General features: G+C 56.2%; 20 protein-coding genes and 1 pseudogene. 8 read left to right on the top strand and 13 right to left on the bottom strand.

Features of this window, described 5'->3' with window-relative positions; genetic code table 11:
• Positions 1 to 90 (top strand): annotated as a pseudogene (locus tag VJ162_RS18570) (amphi-Trp domain-containing protein); the annotation flags it as partial.
• A gap of 177 nt (positions 91 to 267) precedes the next feature.
• Here the strand turns inward: VJ162_RS18570 and VJ162_RS18265 are convergent.
• Both VJ162_RS18265 and VJ162_RS18260 read right to left on the bottom strand, forming a co-directional pair.
• Positions 268 to 1,095, bottom strand: a complete 828-nt coding sequence (locus VJ162_RS18265) for a site-specific integrase (protein WP_324666256.1) — start codon at positions 1,093 to 1,095, stop codon at positions 268 to 270.
• A 296-nt stretch (positions 1,096 to 1,391) separates the two neighbouring features.
• Positions 1,392 to 2,276 (bottom strand): IS1595 family transposase, encoded by an 885-nt coding sequence (locus VJ162_RS18260; protein ID WP_324666254.1) that lies wholly within the window; start codon positions 2,274 to 2,276, stop codon positions 1,392 to 1,394.
• A gap of 218 nt (positions 2,277 to 2,494) precedes the next feature.
• Between VJ162_RS18260 and VJ162_RS18255 the strand changes: the two genes are divergently transcribed.
• The gene (locus VJ162_RS18255) at positions 2,495 to 3,703 is read left to right on the top strand and encodes an inorganic phosphate transporter (RefSeq protein WP_324666252.1); all 1,209 of its coding nucleotides are present in this window, start codon (positions 2,495 to 2,497) and stop codon (positions 3,701 to 3,703) included.
• Here VJ162_RS18255 and VJ162_RS18250 read toward each other — a convergent pair whose 3' ends face one another.
• The 4 genes from VJ162_RS18250 to VJ162_RS18235 all read right to left on the bottom strand — a co-directional run bounded on the left by VJ162_RS18250 (position 3,704) and on the right by VJ162_RS18235 (position 6,283).
• Positions 3,704 to 4,033, bottom strand: a complete 330-nt coding sequence (locus VJ162_RS18250; RefSeq protein ID WP_324666251.1) for a hypothetical protein — start codon at positions 4,031 to 4,033, stop codon at positions 3,704 to 3,706.
• 644 nt (positions 4,034 to 4,677) lie between these two features.
• Entirely contained in the window at positions 4,678 to 4,848 is a 171-nt protein-coding gene (locus VJ162_RS18245) for a hypothetical protein (protein ID WP_324666249.1), read from the bottom strand.
• A 33-nt stretch (positions 4,849 to 4,881) separates the two neighbouring features.
• Positions 4,882 to 5,280, bottom strand: a complete 399-nt coding sequence (locus VJ162_RS18240; RefSeq protein ID WP_324666248.1) for a type II toxin-antitoxin system death-on-curing family toxin — start codon at positions 5,278 to 5,280, stop codon at positions 4,882 to 4,884.
• A 238-nt stretch (positions 5,281 to 5,518) separates the two neighbouring features.
• Entirely contained in the window at positions 5,519 to 6,283 is a 765-nt protein-coding gene (locus VJ162_RS18235; protein WP_324666247.1) for a hypothetical protein, read from the bottom strand.
• A 1,010-nt stretch (positions 6,284 to 7,293) separates the two neighbouring features.
• Here VJ162_RS18235 and VJ162_RS18230 point away from each other — a divergent pair.
• Positions 7,294 to 8,361 carry a sensor histidine kinase gene (locus VJ162_RS18230; protein WP_324666246.1) on the top strand — a complete coding sequence of 356 codons (1,068 nt, stop codon included), beginning with the start codon at positions 7,294 to 7,296 and terminating at the stop codon, positions 8,359 to 8,361.
• Positions 8,362 to 8,409: 48 nt separating this feature from the next.
• Positions 8,410 to 9,969 carry a bacterio-opsin activator domain-containing protein gene (locus VJ162_RS18225; protein ID WP_324666245.1) on the top strand — a complete coding sequence of 520 codons (1,560 nt, stop codon included), beginning with the start codon at positions 8,410 to 8,412 and terminating at the stop codon, positions 9,967 to 9,969.
• On the opposite strand, the gene VJ162_RS18220 is transcribed toward VJ162_RS18225, so the two are convergent.
• On the bottom strand, positions 9,966 to 10,550 hold the full coding sequence (locus VJ162_RS18220; protein WP_407066882.1) for a response regulator transcription factor: 585 nt from the start codon (positions 10,548 to 10,550) through the stop codon (positions 9,966 to 9,968). The two genes, VJ162_RS18225 and VJ162_RS18220, sit on opposite strands and share 4 nt — an antisense overlap.
• 190 nt (positions 10,551 to 10,740) lie before the next feature.
• Between VJ162_RS18220 and VJ162_RS18215 the strand changes: the two genes are divergently transcribed.
• Entirely contained in the window at positions 10,741 to 11,148 is a 408-nt protein-coding gene (locus VJ162_RS18215) for an ArsR/SmtB family transcription factor (protein ID WP_324666243.1), read from the top strand.
• Positions 11,149 to 11,325: 177 nt separating this feature from the next.
• On the opposite strand, the gene VJ162_RS18210 is transcribed toward VJ162_RS18215, so the two are convergent.
• Complete coding sequence (locus VJ162_RS18210; RefSeq protein WP_324666242.1) at positions 11,326 to 12,996, bottom strand: ATP-binding protein; 1,671 nt, start codon at positions 12,994 to 12,996, stop codon at positions 11,326 to 11,328.
• A gap of 238 nt (positions 12,997 to 13,234) precedes the next feature.
• Between VJ162_RS18210 and VJ162_RS18205 the strand changes: the two genes are divergently transcribed.
• Positions 13,235 to 13,447: a hypothetical protein gene (locus VJ162_RS18205; protein ID WP_324666241.1), complete on the top strand. Its 213-nt coding sequence runs from the start codon at positions 13,235 to 13,237 to the stop codon at positions 13,445 to 13,447.
• Positions 13,448 to 13,569: 122 nt separating this feature from the next.
• On the opposite strand, the gene VJ162_RS18200 is transcribed toward VJ162_RS18205, so the two are convergent.
• From VJ162_RS18200 to VJ162_RS18190, 3 genes are read right to left on the bottom strand one after another with little or no spacing between them, the layout of a single operon-like run.
• Positions 13,570 to 14,382 (bottom strand): ABC transporter permease subunit, encoded by an 813-nt coding sequence (locus tag VJ162_RS18200; protein ID WP_324666240.1) that lies wholly within the window; start codon positions 14,380 to 14,382, stop codon positions 13,570 to 13,572.
• Entirely contained in the window at positions 14,379 to 15,188 is an 810-nt protein-coding gene (locus VJ162_RS18195; protein WP_324666238.1) for an ABC transporter permease subunit, read from the bottom strand. Before VJ162_RS18195 ends, VJ162_RS18200 begins: the two co-directional genes overlap by 4 nt.
• 3 nt (positions 15,189 to 15,191) lie before the next feature.
• Entirely contained in the window at positions 15,192 to 16,097 is a 906-nt protein-coding gene (locus VJ162_RS18190) for an ABC transporter ATP-binding protein (RefSeq protein ID WP_324666237.1), read from the bottom strand.
• A gap of 532 nt (positions 16,098 to 16,629) precedes the next feature.
• On the opposite strand from VJ162_RS18190, the gene VJ162_RS18185 reads away from it, so the two are divergent.
• Together VJ162_RS18185 and VJ162_RS18180 are read left to right on the top strand one after the other, a co-directional pair.
• Complete coding sequence (locus VJ162_RS18185; protein ID WP_324666235.1) at positions 16,630 to 17,559, top strand: hypothetical protein; 930 nt, start codon at positions 16,630 to 16,632, stop codon at positions 17,557 to 17,559.
• Positions 17,560 to 18,182: 623 nt separating this feature from the next.
• On the top strand, positions 18,183 to 19,901 hold the full coding sequence (locus tag VJ162_RS18180; RefSeq protein WP_324666234.1) for a histidine kinase N-terminal 7TM domain-containing protein: 1,719 nt from the start codon (positions 18,183 to 18,185) through the stop codon (positions 19,899 to 19,901).
• A gap of 190 nt (positions 19,902 to 20,091) precedes the next feature.
• Here VJ162_RS18180 and VJ162_RS18175 read toward each other — a convergent pair whose 3' ends face one another.
• Both VJ162_RS18175 and VJ162_RS18170 read right to left on the bottom strand, forming a co-directional pair.
• Positions 20,092 to 21,105 carry a two-component system sensor histidine kinase NtrB gene (locus VJ162_RS18175; RefSeq protein WP_324666232.1) on the bottom strand — a complete coding sequence of 338 codons (1,014 nt, stop codon included), beginning with the start codon at positions 21,103 to 21,105 and terminating at the stop codon, positions 20,092 to 20,094.
• Between the two features lie 63 nt (positions 21,106 to 21,168).
• A partial coding sequence (locus VJ162_RS18170; RefSeq protein ID WP_324666231.1) for a transposase occupies positions 21,169 to 21,432 on the bottom strand: 264 nt, incomplete at its 5' end.

Genomic DNA, 21,432 nt, shown 5'->3' with positions numbered 1-21,432 from the left:
ATGACTGAACGAAGTATCGAGTTCGAACTCGAATGGGACGAGAACGACGGTGAGGGGGGTAGCGGAAGTGGTCAATTAGAAATCGAGTAGTCACTTCGGACGTTCACCGAACGAGTGATTCGCCGTCTTTCGGTGTACAAAACGCAACCTTTGGCTGCTGAGATGCTCGATAATTCGCACGGGGGGTTCTTGACAGAAGTCGAGCTAGTCAACAGATCGAACGATGTGTGAGTCACCTGTACTGACCGAATCGGACGGTCCCAATTCTTAGTGCGCGACGTGCTGCATTCGCGCCCTCCATCTTGCATAGCCTTCAAATAACATCTCGGACCTGTCAGGCGTAGGTCTACAGAATGTGACCGCTATTTCGATTCGTTTACCGGTGATGGATTGCCGGAGAGCGTCGGCAGTGGCTCTCCTGGAGACGGGGGTGTATTTTTGAGGGGTCGCCAGATCGCTCCAGCCTATCAGCGCCTGGAGCGGAACGGGTGCGACTCCTTGGTATGCGTGGTAACTGGCAGCGGTCACGCGGAGACAGTGAGGATATATTCGACCATCAATATCTGCGGCCTCAGCGGCTTCGTTCACTCGTCTGTTGACCGCAGTTCGTGACCGTGGGAACGCTTCGTACTGTTCGGTGAACCGTTCCAGACACAATTCCAGTCGGAGCGACAGGTCAACGGGAACCGACCGGGCAGAAGCGGCTGTCTTCGGATGCCACCGCCTCTCCATCGCCTCTTCCTGTGAAAGTTGATCATTGTGAGTCGTTTCCTGTGATGCTTGGCGACGATAATAGCCACACTCACAGGGTTCGTGTTGTGTAATACGAAGCAGCATTCGATCCCAATCGAGCCAATCTGCTCGGAAGTGCGCTATCTCGCCTGTCCGCAGTCCGAGTCGGCCAGCAGCCAGACACACGAACCGCGCCTGCAAGTCTCGCGGCTCCGGCAGTGAACTACACGCTTCTAATAGGAGTTCAAACTCCCTATCGGTGAGTACATACTCGTGAGTAGGCCGCGTGGTCAATGACTGTCTGTGCTGTTCAGCCCACTCGTTCGGCTGGTGGTCGTTATCTGTTATCCACCAAGAGAGCACTTCTACTAAAGATTGTAAGGGTACATATCGCTGATACACCAAATCAGGAACTGTTGAATATAGAGAGTGCCGTCACAACGATGGTGTATCTGTTCTCGTCACAATCACTGAACCAGCGGGAACCAAACCGTTTGAGAAAGTCACCGTTACCTGAAAAAAGCGAGTGAAGTATTTCGCCGGACGTGAGCGATGAACGGCCGTGTAAGGCCATGAACAGCTATCCGTGGCAAGTGAAGGGTCGGTCGTCAGATCCAGACAGAAAGGCCAGCGCTCATGTGAAGCACGTTGTTGGTGAATCAGAGGACGGTTCGGACGATTTCTTTGAGAGCGTCTTGACCGGGTTTGCGTAGGATTCGTCGGCGGAGCTGGAACGCTCTGAGATACGGTGTCAGCTTGTCTTTGGAGACGCCTCGGTGTGGCGAGAGCCACCGTCGCGCCAGCGACGCGTGGCTCTCGCAGGTGTTCACGTGCGCGTCTCCATCCACGTATTCTCCCTCCCCGTGAATGACCGCTTCTCGCTGGTAGTTCTCGTCATCTTCGAGTGGATCGTATGCTCGAAATCCGTCAGTGTAGACGGTCAGCGACTCCTCCTCGCGGTCGCCGAGGAGGAGTCGCACGGTCGATTCGTCAGCGGATTTCGCTGGCACGACGTATCGCTGACCGCTGCCACGATCAACGAGTGTGAACACCGGTGGTTTGTCCTCGGCATAACTTCCACGACCGCGTGTCGAGAGGCCACGCGAGCGCGACTCCCGGTCGCGCTCGCGGCCTTTCAGCCCCGCAGTGACGTAGACTTCGTCGATTTCCACCGGGCCAATGAGGTTGATGGCTGGCGCGTCGAGCGTTCTGGCGAACTGCTCGACGCGCCGCCGAAGTGATCGGTACGAAACGGTGAGTTCAGCGTCTAACTGGAGGATACTCGTGTTGAACCGAAGAAACGCGTAAAACGCGAACAATAGCTTGTCGAGGCCGATCTTCGCGTGCGCGAAGATCGTGCCGGTCTTGTCGTTGAATGTGCGGTCGCAATCCTTACACAGATATCGTTGATACACTCGATAGCTGCCGTGTTTGATCACTGACTCAGACCGGCAGTGCGGGCAATAGAGGCCATCGCGCCAGCGAACCTGCTCCAGCAGGTTCGCGGCGTTCGCCTCTGAGTTCAGCACTTCGAATGGGAACATATCGGGTGACGCTGCCGCGTCACCCTTGCCCGCTACGCTTCTACAGCGCCAGCTCTACCTGACCAACAACCTGCTTCCCAAGAGCGAAGGCCAGAATAGCCAGTTTCATTTACTTGCTTACTAACCAGCACAAACACGCTAGCAACAGAGGCATACGTGTCTCTTCGGGACTACGGCGTCGGAGCCCTGTCCCAGAGTCTTTAAGCCTGATTCCATCTATGTCCTCAGTAATCGGGATCGTCGTTGTCGCGCTCGTTGCGTCGCTTTTTATGTCATTCACTGTCGGGGCGAACAGTAATTCCGCCCCGATCGCGCCAGCTGTCGGGGCGAATGCGCTCTCAACTCTTCGAGGGGCCCTATTGGTCGGACTCGTCGCCGCCCTCGGGGCTGTCGCACAAGGGGGGAGCATCTCGGAAACAATCGGCCATGGGTTGGTGACTGGCGTAACAATCACGCCACTAGCAGCCACTGCGACGCTCCTCACAGCAGCTACACTCATCACAATCGGAAATTCCCGTGGCTACCCAATCCCGTCCGCGTTCACGGTCACCGGCGCAGCGATCGGAGCGGGTGTCGCTCTCGGCGGCGGGTTTGCGGTCCTGACGTACGCCAAGATTCTGGGATTCTGGTTTGCGATTCCGATCGTCGAGGGGGTCCTTGCGTACGGTCTCGCGTGGCTGTTGCTGGACGATACCGTCTCGGATACACTAAGTATTCCACTCCTCGCTGGCGGCGTCGGCTACACACTCGCCAACATCCAGCTATCATTTCTCCCGGCCCCCCAGAGCGAACAAGGCTCGATCGCGGGCGTCATCACCCGCCAATTTAACGTCGCATCGATAGGGGTCGGCGAGGCCGGAATCATACTTGTGGGGGGTATTCTCGGTCTTCTCACGCTCGGCGTGGTCTACTGGCAACTCAGGCGTGACGTGACGGCCGGGATCAACAGGATGCTGGTCGCGCTGGCCCTCGTCGTCGTGTTCACCAGCGGCGGGTCGCAGGTCGGACTGGCCACCGGGCCACTGGAAGCCGTCTTTGAATCGTCGCTCGGTCTTCCGTCGGTGTACCTGCTCGCTCTCGGTGGACTCGGTATTCTCCTCGGGGGATGGTTCAGATCACCACGCCTCATACAGGCCGTGGCCCGCGAGTATGCCTCACTTGGACCGAAGCGGTCGATTGCGGCATTCATTCCCGCGTTTCTCGTCGCGCAAGCAGCAATCACGCTCGGCTATCCCATCTCGTTCAACAAGGTGATGATTTCCAGTATTGTCGGGGCCGGACTGGTTGGCGGGTCGTCAGACTCTGACGGAGTGTCAACCACAAAGACGGTCTACACTGTCGGGGCGTGGATCGGCTCGATGGTCGGTGGGGCCGTAATTAGCTTCGCGCTCTATCACACGCTCGCTGCGCTTCCGGGACTCGGGTAGTTAGATATTCTGAAGCGTGACGAGATCTTCGACAGTTGCGCTTTCTTTCATTTCTGTCCATGCCTCGAAATCAGTTGTCCGCGCGACGAACGCGTCGCGTTCATCGGCCGAAAGTTGTTGGACGCCGCCAATAGTGTCATCGTCACACGGACTGGCCACAACGAACTCGTCTACCGAACCAAACTGGGTGTGGCGACTAATGAATGATTCCGAGGCAATCCGCTCGCGGGAACTGGAAACCCACGTCTCCAGTGTGAGTGCCCGTTCGATTGCGGTTTTGAGACTTGTGTGCAGCGAATCGTGGGTCCTGACACCTGAGTCAAGAACCATATTTCGTGTTTATATTTCAAGCCACCTAAGCCCGGTGGCGGGACAAATTTGATTGTCGCAGTTACTCAATCATGACAGTCTCCCCGCAAGCAGGGCAGACGGGCTCATTATCTGTCTGTTCGAGCTTAGACTTGTCACCGGTCCACCCACAAATTGGACACTGTATTGGGTCGGCTCCAGACACAGGATACTGAAACTCACCCTCGCCAAGTCAAAAAGCGTGGTGTCGGTATTAATTGGACCAAGACGGCTGAACAAAAAGAAACGGCGTGCAAGACTCGCGCACTACATCTTGCACAGCGCTCAGAAAACCCACTAACATTGGTAAAACCGCTGGCGGTCAATACGCACACACACTGAGCATCTGGTTCGTCCCAACAGTTCTGAAATCAACTCTGTGAGTCCTGTCTTTTGGCTTCGTTTCTGCGTATTCGATCTCCGCTCGTTCATCTCACGCTAATCAGAGGTCGAAGCTTTCTCCAGAAAAACTGATCATGATTATCGCTGGAATCCTTGTCAGAAAGAGATGGTTGATTCGATTATTTCCGGTTCCAGACAGAGAAGGCTCACACGGGTTTGTGTAGATGCCTTCCGAATAGCGCCGACTCCGGGGTCAGCACAGACCGAAAGATCTCGGCACAGTCTCACTCGTCTTCGAGTGCTTCGTAGATCTCGGCGTGTCGGCGTCCGTCTAGCTTCCCCATTTCGAGGGCGATCTCACGACGTTCAGCGTCACTCTCGGCAGCCTGATACCGCTCGTACAACTGCCGGACCTCGTCGTCGACCGTTGTCGAGGAATCGGTGCTTGACGCCATTGCTCTATCAAATATACTCAGTCTATCGGTTTATCAGTTGCGACCGGCACACGCTCGGAAGTAGATGACCGCAGTATCCGTGTCGACCGCCGCTTCATCAGTTGCGAACCGGTGTAACAGAGCTCGAATTTCATCGCCATAGTCGAAGGTATGGCCGTTCAGCATATAGAACACGACCACCGTTCGGAGTGCTGTTCGCTTGTTCCCGTCGACAAATGGATGCTCCGCGACAAGCAGTCGCATCAGATGGACCGCTTTCTCGTGGATCGTCTCAGGAACCTCTCCAAAGAACCCCTCAGAAATGTACTGCAGCGCAGACCCAATCGCGTCCTCTGACCGAACCCCTGGCTCAGTGATGTCTCCTTCTGCCACGATTTGGTCGTGGAGACCGAGAATGAGTTCAACAGAGGGATACACGAAGTCGTCCGTCACACACTCGGGTTGTTCACGCTCCTCGTTAACGGTTTCTCAATGGACCTGGGGGAACCACTTCAGTCAGTTCTCGTTCCCGTCAATACAGAATAAACGGCGGGGAGAATTTTGCTCGTACTTCTCGCTGCATGCTCAACCGACCAGACCGATGGTCAGTACAGTTATTGTAGTTATTATTTCTCGAACCTAACCAACTGAAGACTAAAACAGGCGGCCGCCTCTGTTCTGGAATGTTAAGTTATCTCCACTTTGTCACCATCGTCTCCGCAAGGCTCCTGATTTCATCTAATTCGATGACGCCGATGTCCTCGGTTCCTTCAATGACCCACCCGACATTGGCAGCCACGTTTGTATCCCTGACTCGGATTACGTCAGCAGAGAACGGTTCGATGTCACCACCGTCACCTGATTGCGTGCCCGCAGCCCACGAACTTTCATGCCCAATTTCTAGCGCCTGTGATTCTTCAGGCTCCATCCCAACAACTTGCGCGTACCCAATCTCGTCGAATTTCGCTTCTGCCCCGCTTACACTCTCTGACCGCGTTACTTGAGTGGAGATTATTTCCCTGTTGCCCTCTTCATTTTCTCTCTGATAGTTCTTGAAAAAAGACGTACTTTCGTCCGAAGATTCGGTGTTACTCAGACTTTCTTCCCATCCCTCACCGGGGAGGTCCTCCGGTAACAATATCACCTCTTCCGGTGAGATATCGATTAACTCCGACTCTGATGTTGTTGAGTCATTTTCTGACGTTGTTTGTTCAGTTTCGTTTGAGGTCTCGGTATTTGATGTGTCAGTTTCATCTGAGCTGTCTGCTTCAGGTGTATCAGTTCCACCATCAGTATCGGTATCTTCACTACCAGAACAGCCTGCTATCGTGATAACTCCGGTCGTGGCGACGATTCCAAGTACCTCACGTCTGTTCATGATATTTGAACAAGGTGATGATACATCTATTTTTTCCCTCAAGTATTTTATACTGTCTTGACCGAACGCCAGCCTCACATTCTGGTCTGCTTCTGCTGCCCGATACGCGCACTCTATTCAGCAGTCGCCATTCTACCGAGCCTCGAACAAATCAGTTCGGTAACTGCTGAATATAGAGGTTGAAGTCAGCACGAAGGCTGTATTTGTTCCACGTTGAAACTGCTGAACCAACCGCTCACTAAGCACGCACACTGAGCAGCTGGTTCGTCCCAACAGTGCTGAAATCACTTTTGTGAGAACTGCCTATTGATCCCGACTCTGTGTACTCGATTTGTGCTCGTGTGTCTCGCGCTATTCACGGTGCCAGTTCTCTCGAAGAAACTGGTCGTGCTTCTCGCAGCGTTCTCGACTAAGCTCTCTAACAATCAGAACAGCTAACCGAGCGCTCAGAGTCCATCGGTATCTCGCAGTAGTCGAAGTAGCAGACCGAGGCTTATCGTCGTCGCAACAACGACGGTAAGTGCAATAACGAGCGTCCCTATTCCAGCCATACATGATGTCGGGGAATCATTCGTAAGAAATCCCCGGTGTGAGACCCCTCCTTTTCGAGCCAACTTGCCTCCTGTGACAAAGGATAGAATGACGGGAAGAGGCCGGCGACTCCAGTGACGATACACCCCGCTCCGAGTAATAGACAAAAGACGACAAACCACCGTTTCCCGAGCCGGGGAGGGAGCCCAGCGACTCGGTAGCCCAGCCAGCAGATTACCCCGCTATGAGAATCCCAATTATGAAGAGAATGTGGATAGTAGATACCATATAGACCGGATTTTCCGTTCGCCCGATAAAAACACCTCTCAACGAGGCCCTAACGATACGCATGCGACGATAGTTCTGTGAGCAGTGGTCGTAATATGTTTCATCGATGGTATTGGTATAGCTAGAGTGTGCAGCTATGGGTTCACGCAGGGAACACTATGACTATGAACTCGCTTCCTCACCTCAGAGTCGAAACTCGCCCCAGTGAGACCAGTCGACAAATAGGACAATACACGAGCATTACACCGGCTATCAGGAGCGACTAACGCATGACGGGTCAGCGAGAAGACTCCCAACCGAACGAGAGAGATATCGTCCCAATCGACGCGTTGCCGGACCCAGTACTCGGATACGAACTCACAGATGGCAGTCCGGCCATCCTCACCACGAACGAGGCCTTTAAGACAGTGTTCGAAACGACGTCGGTGGGAGTACCCCTCGCTCGCTGGCTGCGCAACGACACGACAGCAGACCAAGAGATAATTGAGGACGTATGCTCGTCCCTTACAGCAGACGGGCAGGTCGATACCATGCTCAAAACTCATGGCAACGCAGAGTCTGCAACGCCAATTGAGTACCGGCTCCGTAGTCTCAGTGGAGTGGGCAACGTGTTGGCTGCCGACGGCTATATGCAGCTGACAGAAAAGCAATCAACACCGGATGAGACCATCGGTGCCGGCCACATCGCGAGCATAATCAGCCACGACCTCCGGAACCCGCTGGACGTCGCAAACGCACATCTTCGGGCCGCTCGTGAGACGGGAGCGTCTGAACATTTCGACGAGCTCAGAGACTCACACGAGCGCATGGAGCAGATTATCGGGGACGTACTCGAGCTGACTCGCGGTGAGCAATCGTTGAATACCACTTCTGGCGTCGAACTGGAGAACGTGGCGATCGACGCCTGGACGAGGGTCGATACCGACGGTGTGTCACTCTCGCTCGGAGACAATCTCCCGACGTGTGAAGCTGACTCGGGTCGATTGCAACGATTGTTCGAGAACCTCTTCCGAAATAGTGTCGAACACGGGCGTTCTGGGCAAGGTGGGATATCCGATAACGAACAGGCCAACACCCCTGATAGTGAGCTACAGGTATCAGTGGGGAGTACACCGGATGGATTCTTCGTTGCAGACGACGGCACGGGGATTCCAGCCGCAGAGCACAACCGAGTGTTCGACCCGGGGTACTCGTCGGCCGAATCAGGCCGTGGAACGGGACTCGGGTTAACGATAGTCGAACAAATCGCCCGGACGCACGGGTGGACGGTGTCGTTGTCGAACGGGCTGGATGGTGGTGCTAGATTCGAATTTCGATTCGCGTCAGGAGACAAATAGCATGACGGGCCCAGAGACGAGACACAGGATAGAGGCGGGTTGTTGAGTATGGAGAACAGATTACGGCAGACACCGGTTGGAATCATCGAAACAACGACGAGTGGTCACATACTGGATATCAACGACACTGCCACAGCCACAATCGAGACTCCCGCCAAAGAGTGTCGGGACGCGGATATCCGAGAGGTGTTTCCGAAGTCGGCTGCGGGCTCGCTCCGGGCTGCGTTCGACGGGGCGACGGTATCGTCTGAGTCGTTTGAAGAGTATTATCCGCGACTCGATCGATGGCTCGCGGTCGATATCCACGTCGACGAGGCCGTCATCGTGTATGTCCGTGACCGCACGGGACACCGGGAGAGCGAAGAGACAGTCACACAGTTACGACAGCGGCTCGACCGAATTCAACGTATCAACGGGCTGGTCGGGGCCGTGTTGCAACGGATTATCGATGCATCGGACCGGACCGATATCGGGCGGACGATATGTGAGCGCCTCAGTGGGACAGAGCTGTACACCTTCGCCTGGGTCGCTGACCGGAACTTCAGTGAGGACCACCTCCGAATGGTTGCAGCCACGGAAACGGAATCGGAATTTCCAACTGCGATCAGCAATACGTTGGACGACGAAAGTCAACTACCGGCCGAAATTGCTCTCAACACGGGCGAGACACAGCTCGTGGACGCAGTCGCCGACGACAAGAATATCCCACATCAAATCCGCCAGGCTGCGTTTGGGCATGGGCTACAGTCATGCCTTGCAGTCCCGCTGGCCTATCAGGACACGATCTACGGCGTTGTATCGGTATATTCTAACCAGGAAGACGGGTTCAGTCAACAGGAACGGGAAAGTCTTGAGACACTCGGCAGTATCGCTGGATTCGCAATAAAAGCGCTCCGTCAGGAGGACCTTCTGGTAGCCGATACGATAACTGAGGTGACCCTCGATATACAGGACACCTCTATTCCGTTCGTAGCTGCTGTTGACGAGACCACCTCCGAGATAACGCTGAACGGCGCCGTTCCTCGTGGAGACGGCTCGGTCATCTGTTATCTAAGTATGGACACGCTGACTGACGACCTCAAGAGGGAATTACGCAGCCAGAAGACAGTCTCCGACGTCCGATCGATACGAACGGACCAGGACCCGCTGCTCCAGGTGACAGTTGCCGGGGAGATGCCGGTCATCGCTCTCAATTCTTGGGGTGCCACGGTCAAGACGGCAGAGTACACTGCTGATTCAGTCCGCCTCGTCGCGGAAGTACCACCGGATGGGGATGTCCGGCGACTGATCGAAACCGTAGAGACAACGGTCGAGGAGATAACGCTCGTGGCGAAAGAGGAAACACCTCGGAGTCCTGAGCCAGTCGATGCGTTCCGTGATACACTCGGCGAACGGCTCACGGACAGACAACAGACAGTACTCCGGACCGCATATCTTTCGGACTACTTCGAGTCTCCGCGTGAGAGCACGTCCGAAGAAGTGGCTGAAACGCTGGATATCGCCGGGTCCACGATGCTGTATCACCTCCGGCGTGCACAGCAGGAACTGGTAGCGACGTTCTTAGAGACCCAGCATGGTCCTGAGCGGCAGACCGATACCCAGGCCTAGTGCTTGCTCCGGTCAATACTCGAAAACGTTTCCAGCAACTCTTCGGCCTCAGGGAGCAGGTCACGAACACGCTGCTCCGTCCGTGAGAGCTGCTCGTCAATCTCGGACAGTCGCTCTTTGGCCGTGTCATCGTCAGAAACAGAATCCGCCTCGACGAGCGCGCGGGTCGATTTGAGCTGGAAGTAGTCCCCGAGGAGGTCGTACCCGAGGATCTGGCATTGCTGATCAACCACCGTCCGGAGGTCCTCACGGTCGACGGGTTTTGAGAGATAATCATCGAACGGTAAATCGAGAACACCGAGTTCCGGGTCGATCGCCGTCACCATGATTATCCGTGTGTTGAGCGCTCTCTCTCGGAGCTGTTCGAGCACCTCATCGCCCGATAGCCCCGGCATATGCCGGTCAAGCAGTACGACATCAGGCGGTTGTTGGTCGTCGATGACATCTAACGCCTCCTCACCGCTATAGGCGACAGACACATCGGCGACATCCTCTAGTCTGAGGGCATACGCTCCAGCGACCTTCTCGTCGTCATCGACCATTAGCACCCGAGGCTCATCTACGTGCATCGGGGTCCCCATTCTACCCAACGATTCGAGAGCCATCATACAAATACCCTCGTGGAGACTGCGTCTCCTGTTTCGCAGATCTAGGTGAATAGTGAGTCATCAGAGACAGCACTCTGCATTACTAGAGTGTACTCACGGCTACGGTGCCACATAGCAGCGTCCTGCTACAGGGGCAAGCAGGAGAGAGACAGTAACGTAACTGATGTCGAACTCGTACCACCATGCTCCGTCCGAAACCGTCGGACAGAGACGTTCGAATGCGGCCGAGGAACCCGCCGATACTGACGAACTTCTAGCGCTGCTTGGGGACGAATACACGAGAAATATTCTATCGACTCTTGGAGACGAGTCGCTCCCTGCTAGAGAGATAGCAAACCGATCTGAAATCTCCCGTGCGACGGTCTACCGACGGATAAACCGACTTGAGGCTGTCGGCGTCGTGGAAGAAGTGATGTCCATCCACCCAGAAGGACAACATCGACGCGAGTTCAGAATCGCTCACGACCACATCGAACTGTCTCTCGTGGACAAAGCGGCCAGTGATGAGGTAGACCTTGATTCGTCGAAAAGCAAGTCAGAATCCAACCAGATTACGCATACCCTCCAATAATTTCTACAGGTTAGCAATGCGAGTAGCTCGGTGCTTGACTTCCGAAGCGGTTCACGTGGCGCTATACAGATGTTTGTTATCAAGCAAAAACCTCTCCGAGTCAATATAAAAATAATCTACTGTTTCTGCGTCAGAGAGCATCAGAGACGATGTCTGGCCAGATAGTGAGACACTGTCTCAGGTTGTATCGGACTGCTTGCTCGTCAGACTGTACAGTTGAACCGTGACGATACTTCCGTCTGGGCCGTTCTGTTGGAAGCTGAGCTCGCCACCCAGCTGCGTGACGGCCCAGTTGACGAACCAGAGCCCGATTCCCTGTGCGTGTTTCAGTTGTGTCTCAGTTCCGGCAGCCAGGATTTCTTGCTCCCGTTCAGGGAGGCCAGGTCCGTTGTCGGCGACAGTTAGCGTAGCCGCTATATCAGACTCCTGTCGAACGTGTACGTCGACCTGTGATGTCTCCTTGTCCGAGTGGACGAGTGCATTTTCGACTAGCTCAGTAAGCATCTGTTTGAACACGGATCGGTGGGTGGAAAGCAGGACTTCCTCGGGACCATCGAGAGAGATCTCTCCGGTATGCTCACCAGTCTCGAATTGTTCGATAACGGACTCCGCGACTTCGGAGAGATCAACTAACTCGGGAGCACTGGTGCTCGCCACCATGAGTTCTTCGGACTCTCTGGCTTTGTTGCTCAGTTCGAGGAGTTCGGTCGCTGTGTCTCGTATGCTTGTCCGCGTGTCGTCGTCATTGATATTGTCGGCGTAGGCCAGTATGACGTCGAGGTTACTCCGTACGTTGTGACGGAGAATTCGGTTGAGGACAGCGAGCCGTTGCTCTCTGGTTTGCTGTTCAGTCACATCCCGGAAGAGTACTGTTCTGGCAACCGGGTCATCTTCGTCATTCCCCGACGAGTCAGTAACCGGTGAGACGCTAAAGTGGAACTGACGCCGTCCCATCGATGTCTGGAGTCCAACAGTTCCCGTCGCTCCGGCGGGAAGGTCGGTCTGTTCGAGGCCATCAATGACTGTCCGAATTGGTTCACCGATTATCGTTTCCCCGGTGCCGTCGAATATCTCTATTGTGGCCTCGTTGACATCGAGGATGTGGTCGTCCCAGTCCAGAACGACGACAGCTTCCTGAAGCGACTCGACCACACGCGTTCGTGCGATATAATCGGCTTTCGGGAAACCAGTCATGACCGGATATCGCCGCAATGCAACCGCCAGCAGTCCACCTGACAGGAGGAGGCCAACGGTTGTGTTACCGGCTACCGACGTATTGTTCCCGACTAGACTGACGAGATACGGTGCGAAGACACCGACCGTCAGTACCGTTACGTGCGTGTTCGACACTCGAGCGTGGTTTCCACCGAGGTCAACGAGGAGATACGTCGCATATAGGAACAGCACGAACAGGTACAGGATTTCCGAGCCAATCAATGGTGCAAGCATTTGTTCGGCAGCGGTTTCGGACGGCGCCACCGCAATAACAATCCCACTCAGGACGATCGGAAACGCAATGCCAGCGAGTATTGCTATCCGTCGCCATGTCAGTCCGGTTCCGCGACCGGTGTAACTCAGCGCATAGATGGTCCAGACGCCGGGTATAAACAGCGCCACGCCGAACTGTCCGAACTCCAAGACGGTTTGGAGGGAACTCATAGCGGGTACACCGGGGAGTTCGGACACGAAAGCAAATACGCCCCAGAGCGTCAACATGCCGAGGAGTGCGATAAACGGGTCCGCGCTGGGTTGCTCTCGGGTCTGGAGTGCCTGCCAAGTTGTCCAGACCAGCAACCCGACTGCTGCCAAATTCAACAGGAGGGAGCTCAGCGTTCCAATCAGGGCCATCGTCGAAGCGTGACGTCGCAGTCTTAATTTTCTGGTGTTCTACACCATAATACTGTCCCAGCAGTTCGTGGTTTATCCGTCAACAACTGTTGGCGGTGCAGCGTCTCGTCCTCAAGGATTATCAATTCGGAGGGGGTGCAACACGGCGAGACATCTACCAGCCCTTCTCACTGAGAAGGTGTCGCTGATCTTGAAACGGGGCCTCCTGTTATTTCCAAGTTGGATCCAATGACTCCGTATGGCTGATGAGATGGAGTTTGATACGCGGTCCCGATACGACATCAACCTGCTCGCAGCGGTATCGATACCGATAGCTGTCGCGCCCTTTAGCTATCTTTTCGGTATCCTGTTTATCGTCCACTTCGTCTCATCGGAGGCGCGTGCCGTTTGGATGTCAACAGTCATACTGACATCCCTCACGATTACCGCATATTGGCTTTTTCTGGACTGAATGCGTGATTGTCGGATTCTGAGAAATGCTGTAGAGTTCGTACAGATTCCGGGAGATACGTCGATTTGGGTCTAACCACAGTATGGACCGAAATCGCAGGCAAACTCTACACCTAGGCACAGCTACAGGTCAGCTGTCCTGAAACGGCAAAAGCCGAGTACGATAGGGATGGAACACCACGCGAGCAACGCTACCAGTCCCATCCACCAATCCACGTAGAAGGGGCCGCCAATGTACTGTGTTGCCTGGTCGACATCGAAACCCGCGTTGAGGAGGCGGTAGTACGACTCAGTGGGTGCCCACAGTCGGACCAGGAGCGCCCAACCGGGCACGTCTGACAACACGCTCAAGTCGAACCGGTGGAGAAACAGTAGCCCGAACGTGTGGACACTGTCCCAGAACGGCCCAAGCAGCACATAGCTGCCGAGTGCGCCCAGCGTGATTCGACGGTCGGCCGTGGTCGACATGGACAGCCCGACTGCCAGTGCGACGAACGCGACGCCGTAGAGGGCGGTCACGAACACGAACCAGGGATAGAACAGGGCACCCTGGGTCCCGTACCGGACGACCCCGACGCCTCCAGCAATCACGAGCGAGACGACGGTCGGTACGAGCAACACGACCACGCGACCGATGACTGTGCCGACGACGAGTTCACGCCGCGACTGCGGGCCCGAGAGCGTCAGGAATATGCTGCCGCTCTTTCGCTCGTGGATGATCGATTTGTATCCGAGCAAGAGCCCGAACACTGGGAGACTCATCGCGGTTACGGTCGAGAGACCTCTCATGAACGCGACAAATGAAGGGACGCTGAGATACGTGTGAGCAACGGCGTACCCCACGTACAGTACCAGCGACAGACAGACAAGCAGCCAGCTCCCCGCCGACCGTCTCGCCTGGTAAAGGTCCCTCTCGGCGATGTATCGCCAGCTCATGAGATGTCCCTCCGTGCGAAGCTCGCGTAGGCGAGTCCCAGAGGTCCGACGCTCCACAGTACCAGCAGGGCCAGCGCTACCCACTCGTTGAGGTACCACGGGCCCTCGGCCGCTCCGCCCCCGGTCACGAGCCCGCTGACCGCCCGCTGGAACACGTGTCCGGGTTCGAGTCCGAGGAGGAACCGTGCCGGACCGGGGAGGGTGCCGTCAACGACGCCGGCGGCGTTGAGTCCGACTCTAAGTGCCGTCCCGACGGCATCCCAGACGACGACAAACAGGAAGACCAGCCCAAAGGCGAGCACCAGCGCCCGACGCCTGGTAGCGACAATCAACGACGTCGCGAGGCCAATCCCACACCAGACAGATTCGAAGAGAACTGTCAGTAGAACGAAGGTCAGAAACCGACTGACGACGAACTCACCGAACGGATAGACGACGAGGGCTCCGGCGCCGGCCAGCGATACGAGCAGTGCTCCGGTCAACAACCCAACGCGGCTACAGAACTTCCCGAGGAGCACGTCCAGGCGGCTGTTCGGGAGCGAGAGCGAGAGACGCAGGGCGCCGGATTCGCGTTCGTTAACCACTGCGCCGTAGCCCAGCAATACGCCGACAAAGGGCAGCAGTGTCGTCAGCCAGCCGGCGACGAAGCCGCCGAACCGGGCTGTCGTTATCGGAGCGGTCCCGATTACCGGATAGATGTATGCCGCGAGGAGGACGCTGAATGCGGTCAGCCCGAGCAGTAGCTTGCTCGACCGGGTCCCAGCAGTCACCTCAATATCACGTCGAGCGATAGTCTGCCAGGTCATCAATCAGGCCCCCGTGTACTCGATGAACATGTCCTCCAGCGAAGCCTCGTCGGTCCGGAAGTTCACGACGTCGACACCCAGTGACCGGAGTTCGACGAGAATGTCCATCTTCGCGTCGTTGACACAGGTCACCTCTATCGTCTGGTCGCCGGCAGTAACCGCTGTTTCGACGCCATCGACGGCTCTGATCGCATCCAACATCCCGTCGACAAGATCGGCGACGGTGATGACGAGTTTGGTTCCGCCACCGAGTGAGCTGCGGAGCCCTTCGATGGTATCGACAGCGACAAGTTCTCCGTTTTGTAGGATTCCGACCCGGTCACAGACGGCCTCGACCTGTTCGAGGATGTGACTGGAGAAGAAGACAGTTGCTCCCCGTGCGTTCTCCTCACGGAGTATCTCACGCATCTTCGCGGCGCCGTTCGGGTCCAGCCCGGTGCTGGGTTCGTCGAGTATCAACAGGTCCGGTTCGCCGACCAGAGCCATCCCCAGTACGAGCCGCTGGGCCATCCCCTTCGAGTAGTCACTGGCCTGCCTGTCCGCGTCCTCACGGATACCCACGCGGTCCAGAATCTCGATCGGGTCGTCGTCGGCCTCCTTCGATCGAATCGCGTATTCGATATGCTGCCGGCCAGTGAGACGCTCGTACACCGAATATCCTTCCGGGAGCACACCGATTCGTTCACGTGCCGCAACTCCTGCCCGCTGACAGTCGTGCCCGAAGATGCTTACCGACCCCTCCGTTGGTTTCGCAAAGTCGAGCAGCATGTTGATGAACGTCGATTTCCCGGCGCCGTTTGGCCCGAGAAAGCCGAACGTCTCCCCCTCTTCGACCGCGAAGTCGACGCGGTCCAGCGCTATCTCCGTTCGATACCGTTTCGAAACCTCCGACGCGTCTATCGCTGCCATATCCACACCCAGCGGTAACAGCGGTATAATTCATCTACCGGTGTCTCTGACCCAGAAGCTGGGGCAATGCAACACTCGTGGGTGCTCGGCTCATCGATGGAATCCAACAACTCAGGGTTGGTCCCGAGAGTCAGACAGGTTCCCACCTAACCAGTTGATAGATGTACCGCTGAGCGGTAAAATTCGGATGCTATCAATCGGAATCTTAACTGGATACCGTTCCGTAATCATGGTATGTCCAGTGTCAGCGAGGAACCGAACAACGAAGACGAGCAGGGGCGATTTTGTCGGACAGTCGATATGATAATAGAGGCCGTTGGAACGGTACTACATGGGTTGTTGGACGCGTTATGACCTACTTCCGAGTGAGCAGTGTCACGGTTACGAACCCATCGTGACACACCGAATCAAGGAGGTGCAGAACTAGACAGTACCCCTCCCCCATCGAACAGCCCAGGCCTTGAGAGCACCCTGTTGCCGACTCGGAAACACCGTTCCCCGGTTTATGGATCCGACACGGGAACGTTCACGTATGCGACGACGAACCTACCTCCACCTTGCCGGAGCGTTCGGCGTGACTGGTCTGAGTGGCTGTCAAACTACTGACGACGGCGGCTCGGGTGGCCTCGGGACGGCGTCCCCTGAGCCATCGGAAACGGAATCACCTACAGAAACGACCGAGACCGACGATCCCGTCGCGACGATCGAGGCGTACTTCGATGCCGTCTCGGCCGGCGACTCCGACGCCCTCCGCGAGACCGTCCACGACGAGAGCCCGTACGTCCCGACGATCGATGCGGGCAAGGTCACGTTCCCCGACTCGACGCCGGCGTTCGACCCCGATACGGCCGAAATCGTCGATTCGGACCCGACGCCGGCGGAGATCCGGGAGTTCGAGGCTGCAGGGTTCGTTTTCGACGACGGCGAACTCGATGACGCCTTCGCAGATCGCTCGGGAGTCCTCGTCGAGGCGGCGTCGGAACCGACGAATCTCTCTATGGGCGAGACGTGGGTGCTGCTCCGCGAATCCGGGCGGTGGCGAGTGTTCTGGGTCGGGACTCGTTCCGATGTCCCCGACGACCCCAGCGAAGTCTTCGACCCCGAGATTGTCGACACGGCACACGATGTGGTCGCCGAAGTGGACTGGGAGTACGACCAAGACACCGATGGCGCCGTCTCGAACGTCGAGTGGGCACAGGTGATTATGACCGACACACCGGGTATCGAGGCTGAGACGATCCGTGTCGAGTCGACCATCGAGGGATGGGAGACCGAGCTCTCCGGCGGCGACGACGACGAACCCGGCGGCTGGGCTGGAACGTGGGCGAACATCGCCCTCCACGAGGACGGCGATCAAATCGTAGTGACGGCAATCTCCGACGGGACCGAGACTGTGGTTCACCGCGTCCACTACGAACCCAAGACGGAGAGCGAGACCAGCACGTCGACAGGGACCGAGTGACACCTTCCGTGCCGTTCGCGGTGCGACTTCCCTGCACAGAGGAAATCCGGTGTGGCGCCGGCCGATTCCAGGACTTGCTCTCCCGGGGTCGGCGGGGCAGGTTTCGAGCCTCGCCTATTTCGTGAACGTAAGGTTTCAACAGGATCAAGGATTCCTAATTGAAGTGGAAAGTGTATGGGGCACGACCTATCTTTCATGAACTTCCTGAAGGACGTAGGACTGCGAATCGGGGGCCACAGCCGTTTTTGTCGGGAGATTTTTCGGCCTCGGATATCTTAACCGACCGAATCTACTCCGTCTGTCCAGCCTTCTTGGTAACCAGTTCGTTTTCTCTGCTGTCGCTTTTTTACTGGTTGAGACTGTCTCTATATGCTGGATTATATTCCGGCGTTCCGAGGGGTAACTACGCAGACCCACTTAGCACCTAGTTTGCCCCAACCGTTCTGAGATCAACTCTGTGAGAACTGTCCATTGTCTCCGTATTTGCTTATTTGACTTGCTCTCGTATTTCTCTCGCTAATTAGCGTGGTAACTCTCTTCGAGAAACTGGTGGTGCTTATCTCATGAAGGAATACCGTTGGGCATAGTTTCGTATATAAAAGTAGCTGGCTGACCGCAGTGCCGTGATTATCAACTGTCGTAATACGGGCATAGGACTCAAATCAGTCAGTCATATAAATCTGATAGATGACCGTCCTCGGCGTTTCTCCAGCGTTTTTGGCATATGTTTTCGCCTACGGACTGGCCGCGCTCGGCTGTATAGCCGCTCTCGGCCGTGCCCGGCAGGTCACAGACAACGATACCCGTCGAGGGTTGGTCGCGTTGCGGTCGGGAGTGGCGGCTGGGCGGCGCTGCAATTAGCCTTTCTGGTCGCTCCAACACCTACGTTGGGCTACGGAGCCTATACGCTCAGCCTGATCATCGGACTCACTACCGTCGGGGCCTGGCTCTATTTTACCTCAGCCTATACCGGACGCTCTTTTCACCGAAATAAGATGTATAGACGTCTCGCAGTGGCACTGTATCTCGCTATCGTCGCAGTGAAGCTCACAAACCCGCTCCACGGCTGGTACTTCCAGACGACATTCGTCACCGAGCCCTTCCCCCATCAGACAATCATGCACGGTACTTTTCACTGGATCGTCACCGGGCTCTCCTACGCGCTTGTCGCGGTGGGCTTCTTTATGTTGTACGAACTATTTCTGGATGCCGACTACGATACACGGCCACTGGCCGCTCTCGTCGGGATTACTGGTCTCCCTGTGGTGTTCGATATCGTCGGCTTCGCCAGCGATGCCCTCATTGATATCAACTACGAGCCGCTTGGTGTCGCCGTCTTCGCAATCGGCGTCTTGTACGTGTTCGAAGAGGAGTTTCTCGCCGTCCAGCTCACCGACGGCGTTGACGCGCCGGTCATCTATCTGGACCGCGATGACCGAATCAGCCACTACAATGGACGCGCTGAGCAGCTGTTCCCGGACCTCGATGGGGCGACGGGGGAACCACTGGACGCCATTATCCCACCCGCGAGCACGGAACTTGGCGACCGAAACTGGATCCTCGACCGGACCAGCGCCGGCGAGACCAAACACTATCTGGTCAGTGACACGCGCTTTTCCCTGGGCCAGACTGGCATCGGCCGGATGGTGTTGTTTACCGATGTGACCCGGACCGAACGACAGCGTCGAGAGCTGGAACGGCAAAGTGAACAACTGGAAGGGTTTGCCGCCGCTATTCGGCATGAACTGCTCAACACGCTGCAGATTGTCAGCGCCAGAATCGACATCGCTGGCGACGCGGTCGAAGACGGTGAGGTGGATTTGGCTCGTGATAGCTTGCAGACCGCCTCGGACACCTCAGAACGGATGGCAGATATCGTCGATGACCTAGCGAAGCTTGCCCGATACGGCCAAAGCGTCGAAGATAGCCAGACCGAGACGGTTGACCTCGGAACTATCGCGAAGGCGGCATGGGCGACTGCTGACGTTGACAATGGTACCTTCTCAACTGAGTCCAGTGGAGAACTCACAGCTGACCCCGAGCGTCTCGAAAGACTGTTTGTCAATGCGTTCACGTTCGGTGCGCACAACGGTGCGACCAAGACTACCGTTACCGTCACCGACACTGGCTTTGCGATAACCGATGACGGTGCGCCGACTGGCAACACCGACCCGGCATCGTATTTCGAGTATGGGAGCGCGATTCCCGACGCTGAGGCCGGATTGACACTTCCGAACCTCCGGATGCTCGCCGAGACCCACGGTTGGGAGGCAGCGCTCGATACCTCGTATCAAGACGGAATCCGTATCGTCATCTCTGGTGTCGGTACGCGCAAACAGTAGCTTCAGCCATCCTCTCCGGCGAGACCAGCACGAATTCCGGCGCCGACAATCGTCTTCATTCCGTCGGCAGCCACGGATAGCTGGTCGACGGACTATCAGACGAGCCGTCGGATAAATCGATATCGAAAGTAGACTTACACCGACAGTGGGATATTGAAATTCAGACAGAGTATCGGCTAAGACAGGCGACTTACGCAGTAACGAACTCACTGCTGATGATTTCGAAGCGCGCACCGCCTTTGGAGCCTTCTGTGACGCGTATCTCCCAATCGTGGGCCTCGACAATCTGTTCGACAATGCTCAGCCCGAAGCCCGTCCCCTCGTCGCTCGTCGAGTATCCCGCAGTGAATATATCATCGTATTCGTCCTCAGGGATCCCCGAGCCATCGTCTTCGATATAGACCCCCTCCTCAAACTCACCGACAGTCACGGTCACGTCGTCGCCACCGTGTTCGATCGCGTTACGAACGAGATTTTCACACACCTGCTTCAGCCGACTCTCGTCGGCGTCGACTGTACAATCAACGTCGGTGACGAGCGTGGCGTCCTCCGTCTCGACGTTTGACCAACACGCCTCGACAATCTGCACGATGTCGACCGATTCGCGGTCAGTTATCGTCTCGTCTGCACGAGCTAGCGTCAGCAGATCGTCGATCAAGGCATCCATTCGATCCAGACCGCGTTCGGCCCGCTCCAAGTGTTCGCTGTCACACTCCGCCTTTGCGAGATCTATCCCACCAATGGCCACGTTCAGCGGGTTCCGGAGATCGTGAGAGACGACGCTGGCGAACTCATCGAGACGCTGGTTCCGCCGTTTCAATTCCTGTTCGCGCTCTTTGCGCTCGGTGATGTCACGCAACATCCCGACTGACCCCTCGAAATACGCTCCTTCGTAGGGTAAGATACCCATGTGGTCCTCACAGGGAATCGGTTCCCCGTCATTGGGCTGAATCTCAATCTCGAACTGAACGCTGTCGGGACCGTCCGATGAGAGAATGCGACCGAGATTGGTTTCTGCTCGTTCGATCGCATCCGGTGATTTGATCAGTGCTGGTGTCGCGCCGAGAACGGTGTCGCGGCCGTACCCGACCATCTCAACGAACGCATCATTTACATATTCGAACCGTCCCGTCTCGTCAAGCACGTAGACGGGGTCACTGAGCGTCTCTACGAGCGTGGAAAATCGCGTCAGTTCGATTTGCAATTCTTGTTCTGCAGAGAGGTCCCGAACGGAGGGCCGTGGTGAATCGCTAGACGTGGCTTGATTTCACGGGTTCAGCGATTGCTTGATGTTGTGAACGGCACACATCAAGACGAGTTCACGAAATTCACCGTACCAAGTTCGCGCACGCACGGCGTCGCCGAGCGTGCGCTTGATCGTGGAGAAGACGGTTTCACACATCGCTCGTTGGCGGTATTGAGGCCCATCGATCCGCGCGTTGTGCGCGTGATCGATGGGCCGGTACTCACGATGTTTGATTAGCGGTCTTACGCCCTCTTCGCGGAGTTTCTCGCGTAAATCCATCCAATC

The organism is Haloarcula sediminis (genome assembly GCF_035656455.1).
GTDB lineage: Archaea > Halobacteriota > Halobacteria > Halobacteriales > Haloarculaceae > Haloarcula > Haloarcula sediminis.
The sequence above is the reverse complement of the archived record's forward strand: the minus strand, read 5'-3'. Positions and strand labels throughout refer to the sequence as shown.

Coding starts and splice junctions, on each gene's coding strand:
- VJ162_RS18205 (WP_324666241.1), top strand. CDS start 13,235: ATGGCTGATGAGATGGAGTTTGATACGCGGTCCCGATACGACATCAAC.
- VJ162_RS18210 (WP_324666242.1), bottom strand. CDS start 12,996: ATGGCCCTGATTGGAACGCTGAGCTCCCTCCTGTTGAATTTGGCAGCA.
- VJ162_RS18245 (WP_324666249.1), bottom strand. CDS start 4,848: ATGGCGTCAAGCACCGATTCCTCGACAACGGTCGACGACGAGGTCCGG.
- VJ162_RS18225 (WP_324666245.1), top strand. CDS start 8,410: ATGGAGAACAGATTACGGCAGACACCGGTTGGAATCATCGAAACAACG.
- VJ162_RS18220 (WP_407066882.1), bottom strand. CDS start 10,550: ATGGGGACCCCGATGCACGTAGATGAGCCTCGGGTGCTAATGGTCGAT.
- VJ162_RS18200 (WP_324666240.1), bottom strand. CDS start 14,382: ATGAGCTGGCGATACATCGCCGAGAGGGACCTTTACCAGGCGAGACGG.
- VJ162_RS18250 (WP_324666251.1), bottom strand. CDS start 4,033: ATGGTTCTTGACTCAGGTGTCAGGACCCACGATTCGCTGCACACAAGT.
- VJ162_RS18260 (WP_324666254.1), bottom strand. CDS start 2,276: ATGTTCCCATTCGAAGTGCTGAACTCAGAGGCGAACGCCGCGAACCTG.
- VJ162_RS18230 (WP_324666246.1), top strand. CDS start 7,294: ATGACGGGTCAGCGAGAAGACTCCCAACCGAACGAGAGAGATATCGTC.
- VJ162_RS18255 (WP_324666252.1), top strand. CDS start 2,495: ATGTCCTCAGTAATCGGGATCGTCGTTGTCGCGCTCGTTGCGTCGCTT.
- VJ162_RS18185 (WP_324666235.1), top strand. CDS start 16,630: ATGCGACGACGAACCTACCTCCACCTTGCCGGAGCGTTCGGCGTGACT.
- VJ162_RS18195 (WP_324666238.1), bottom strand. CDS start 15,188: ATGACCTGGCAGACTATCGCTCGACGTGATATTGAGGTGACTGCTGGG.
- VJ162_RS18190 (WP_324666237.1), bottom strand. CDS start 16,097: ATGGCAGCGATAGACGCGTCGGAGGTTTCGAAACGGTATCGAACGGAG.
- VJ162_RS18215 (WP_324666243.1), top strand. CDS start 10,741: ATGTCGAACTCGTACCACCATGCTCCGTCCGAAACCGTCGGACAGAGA.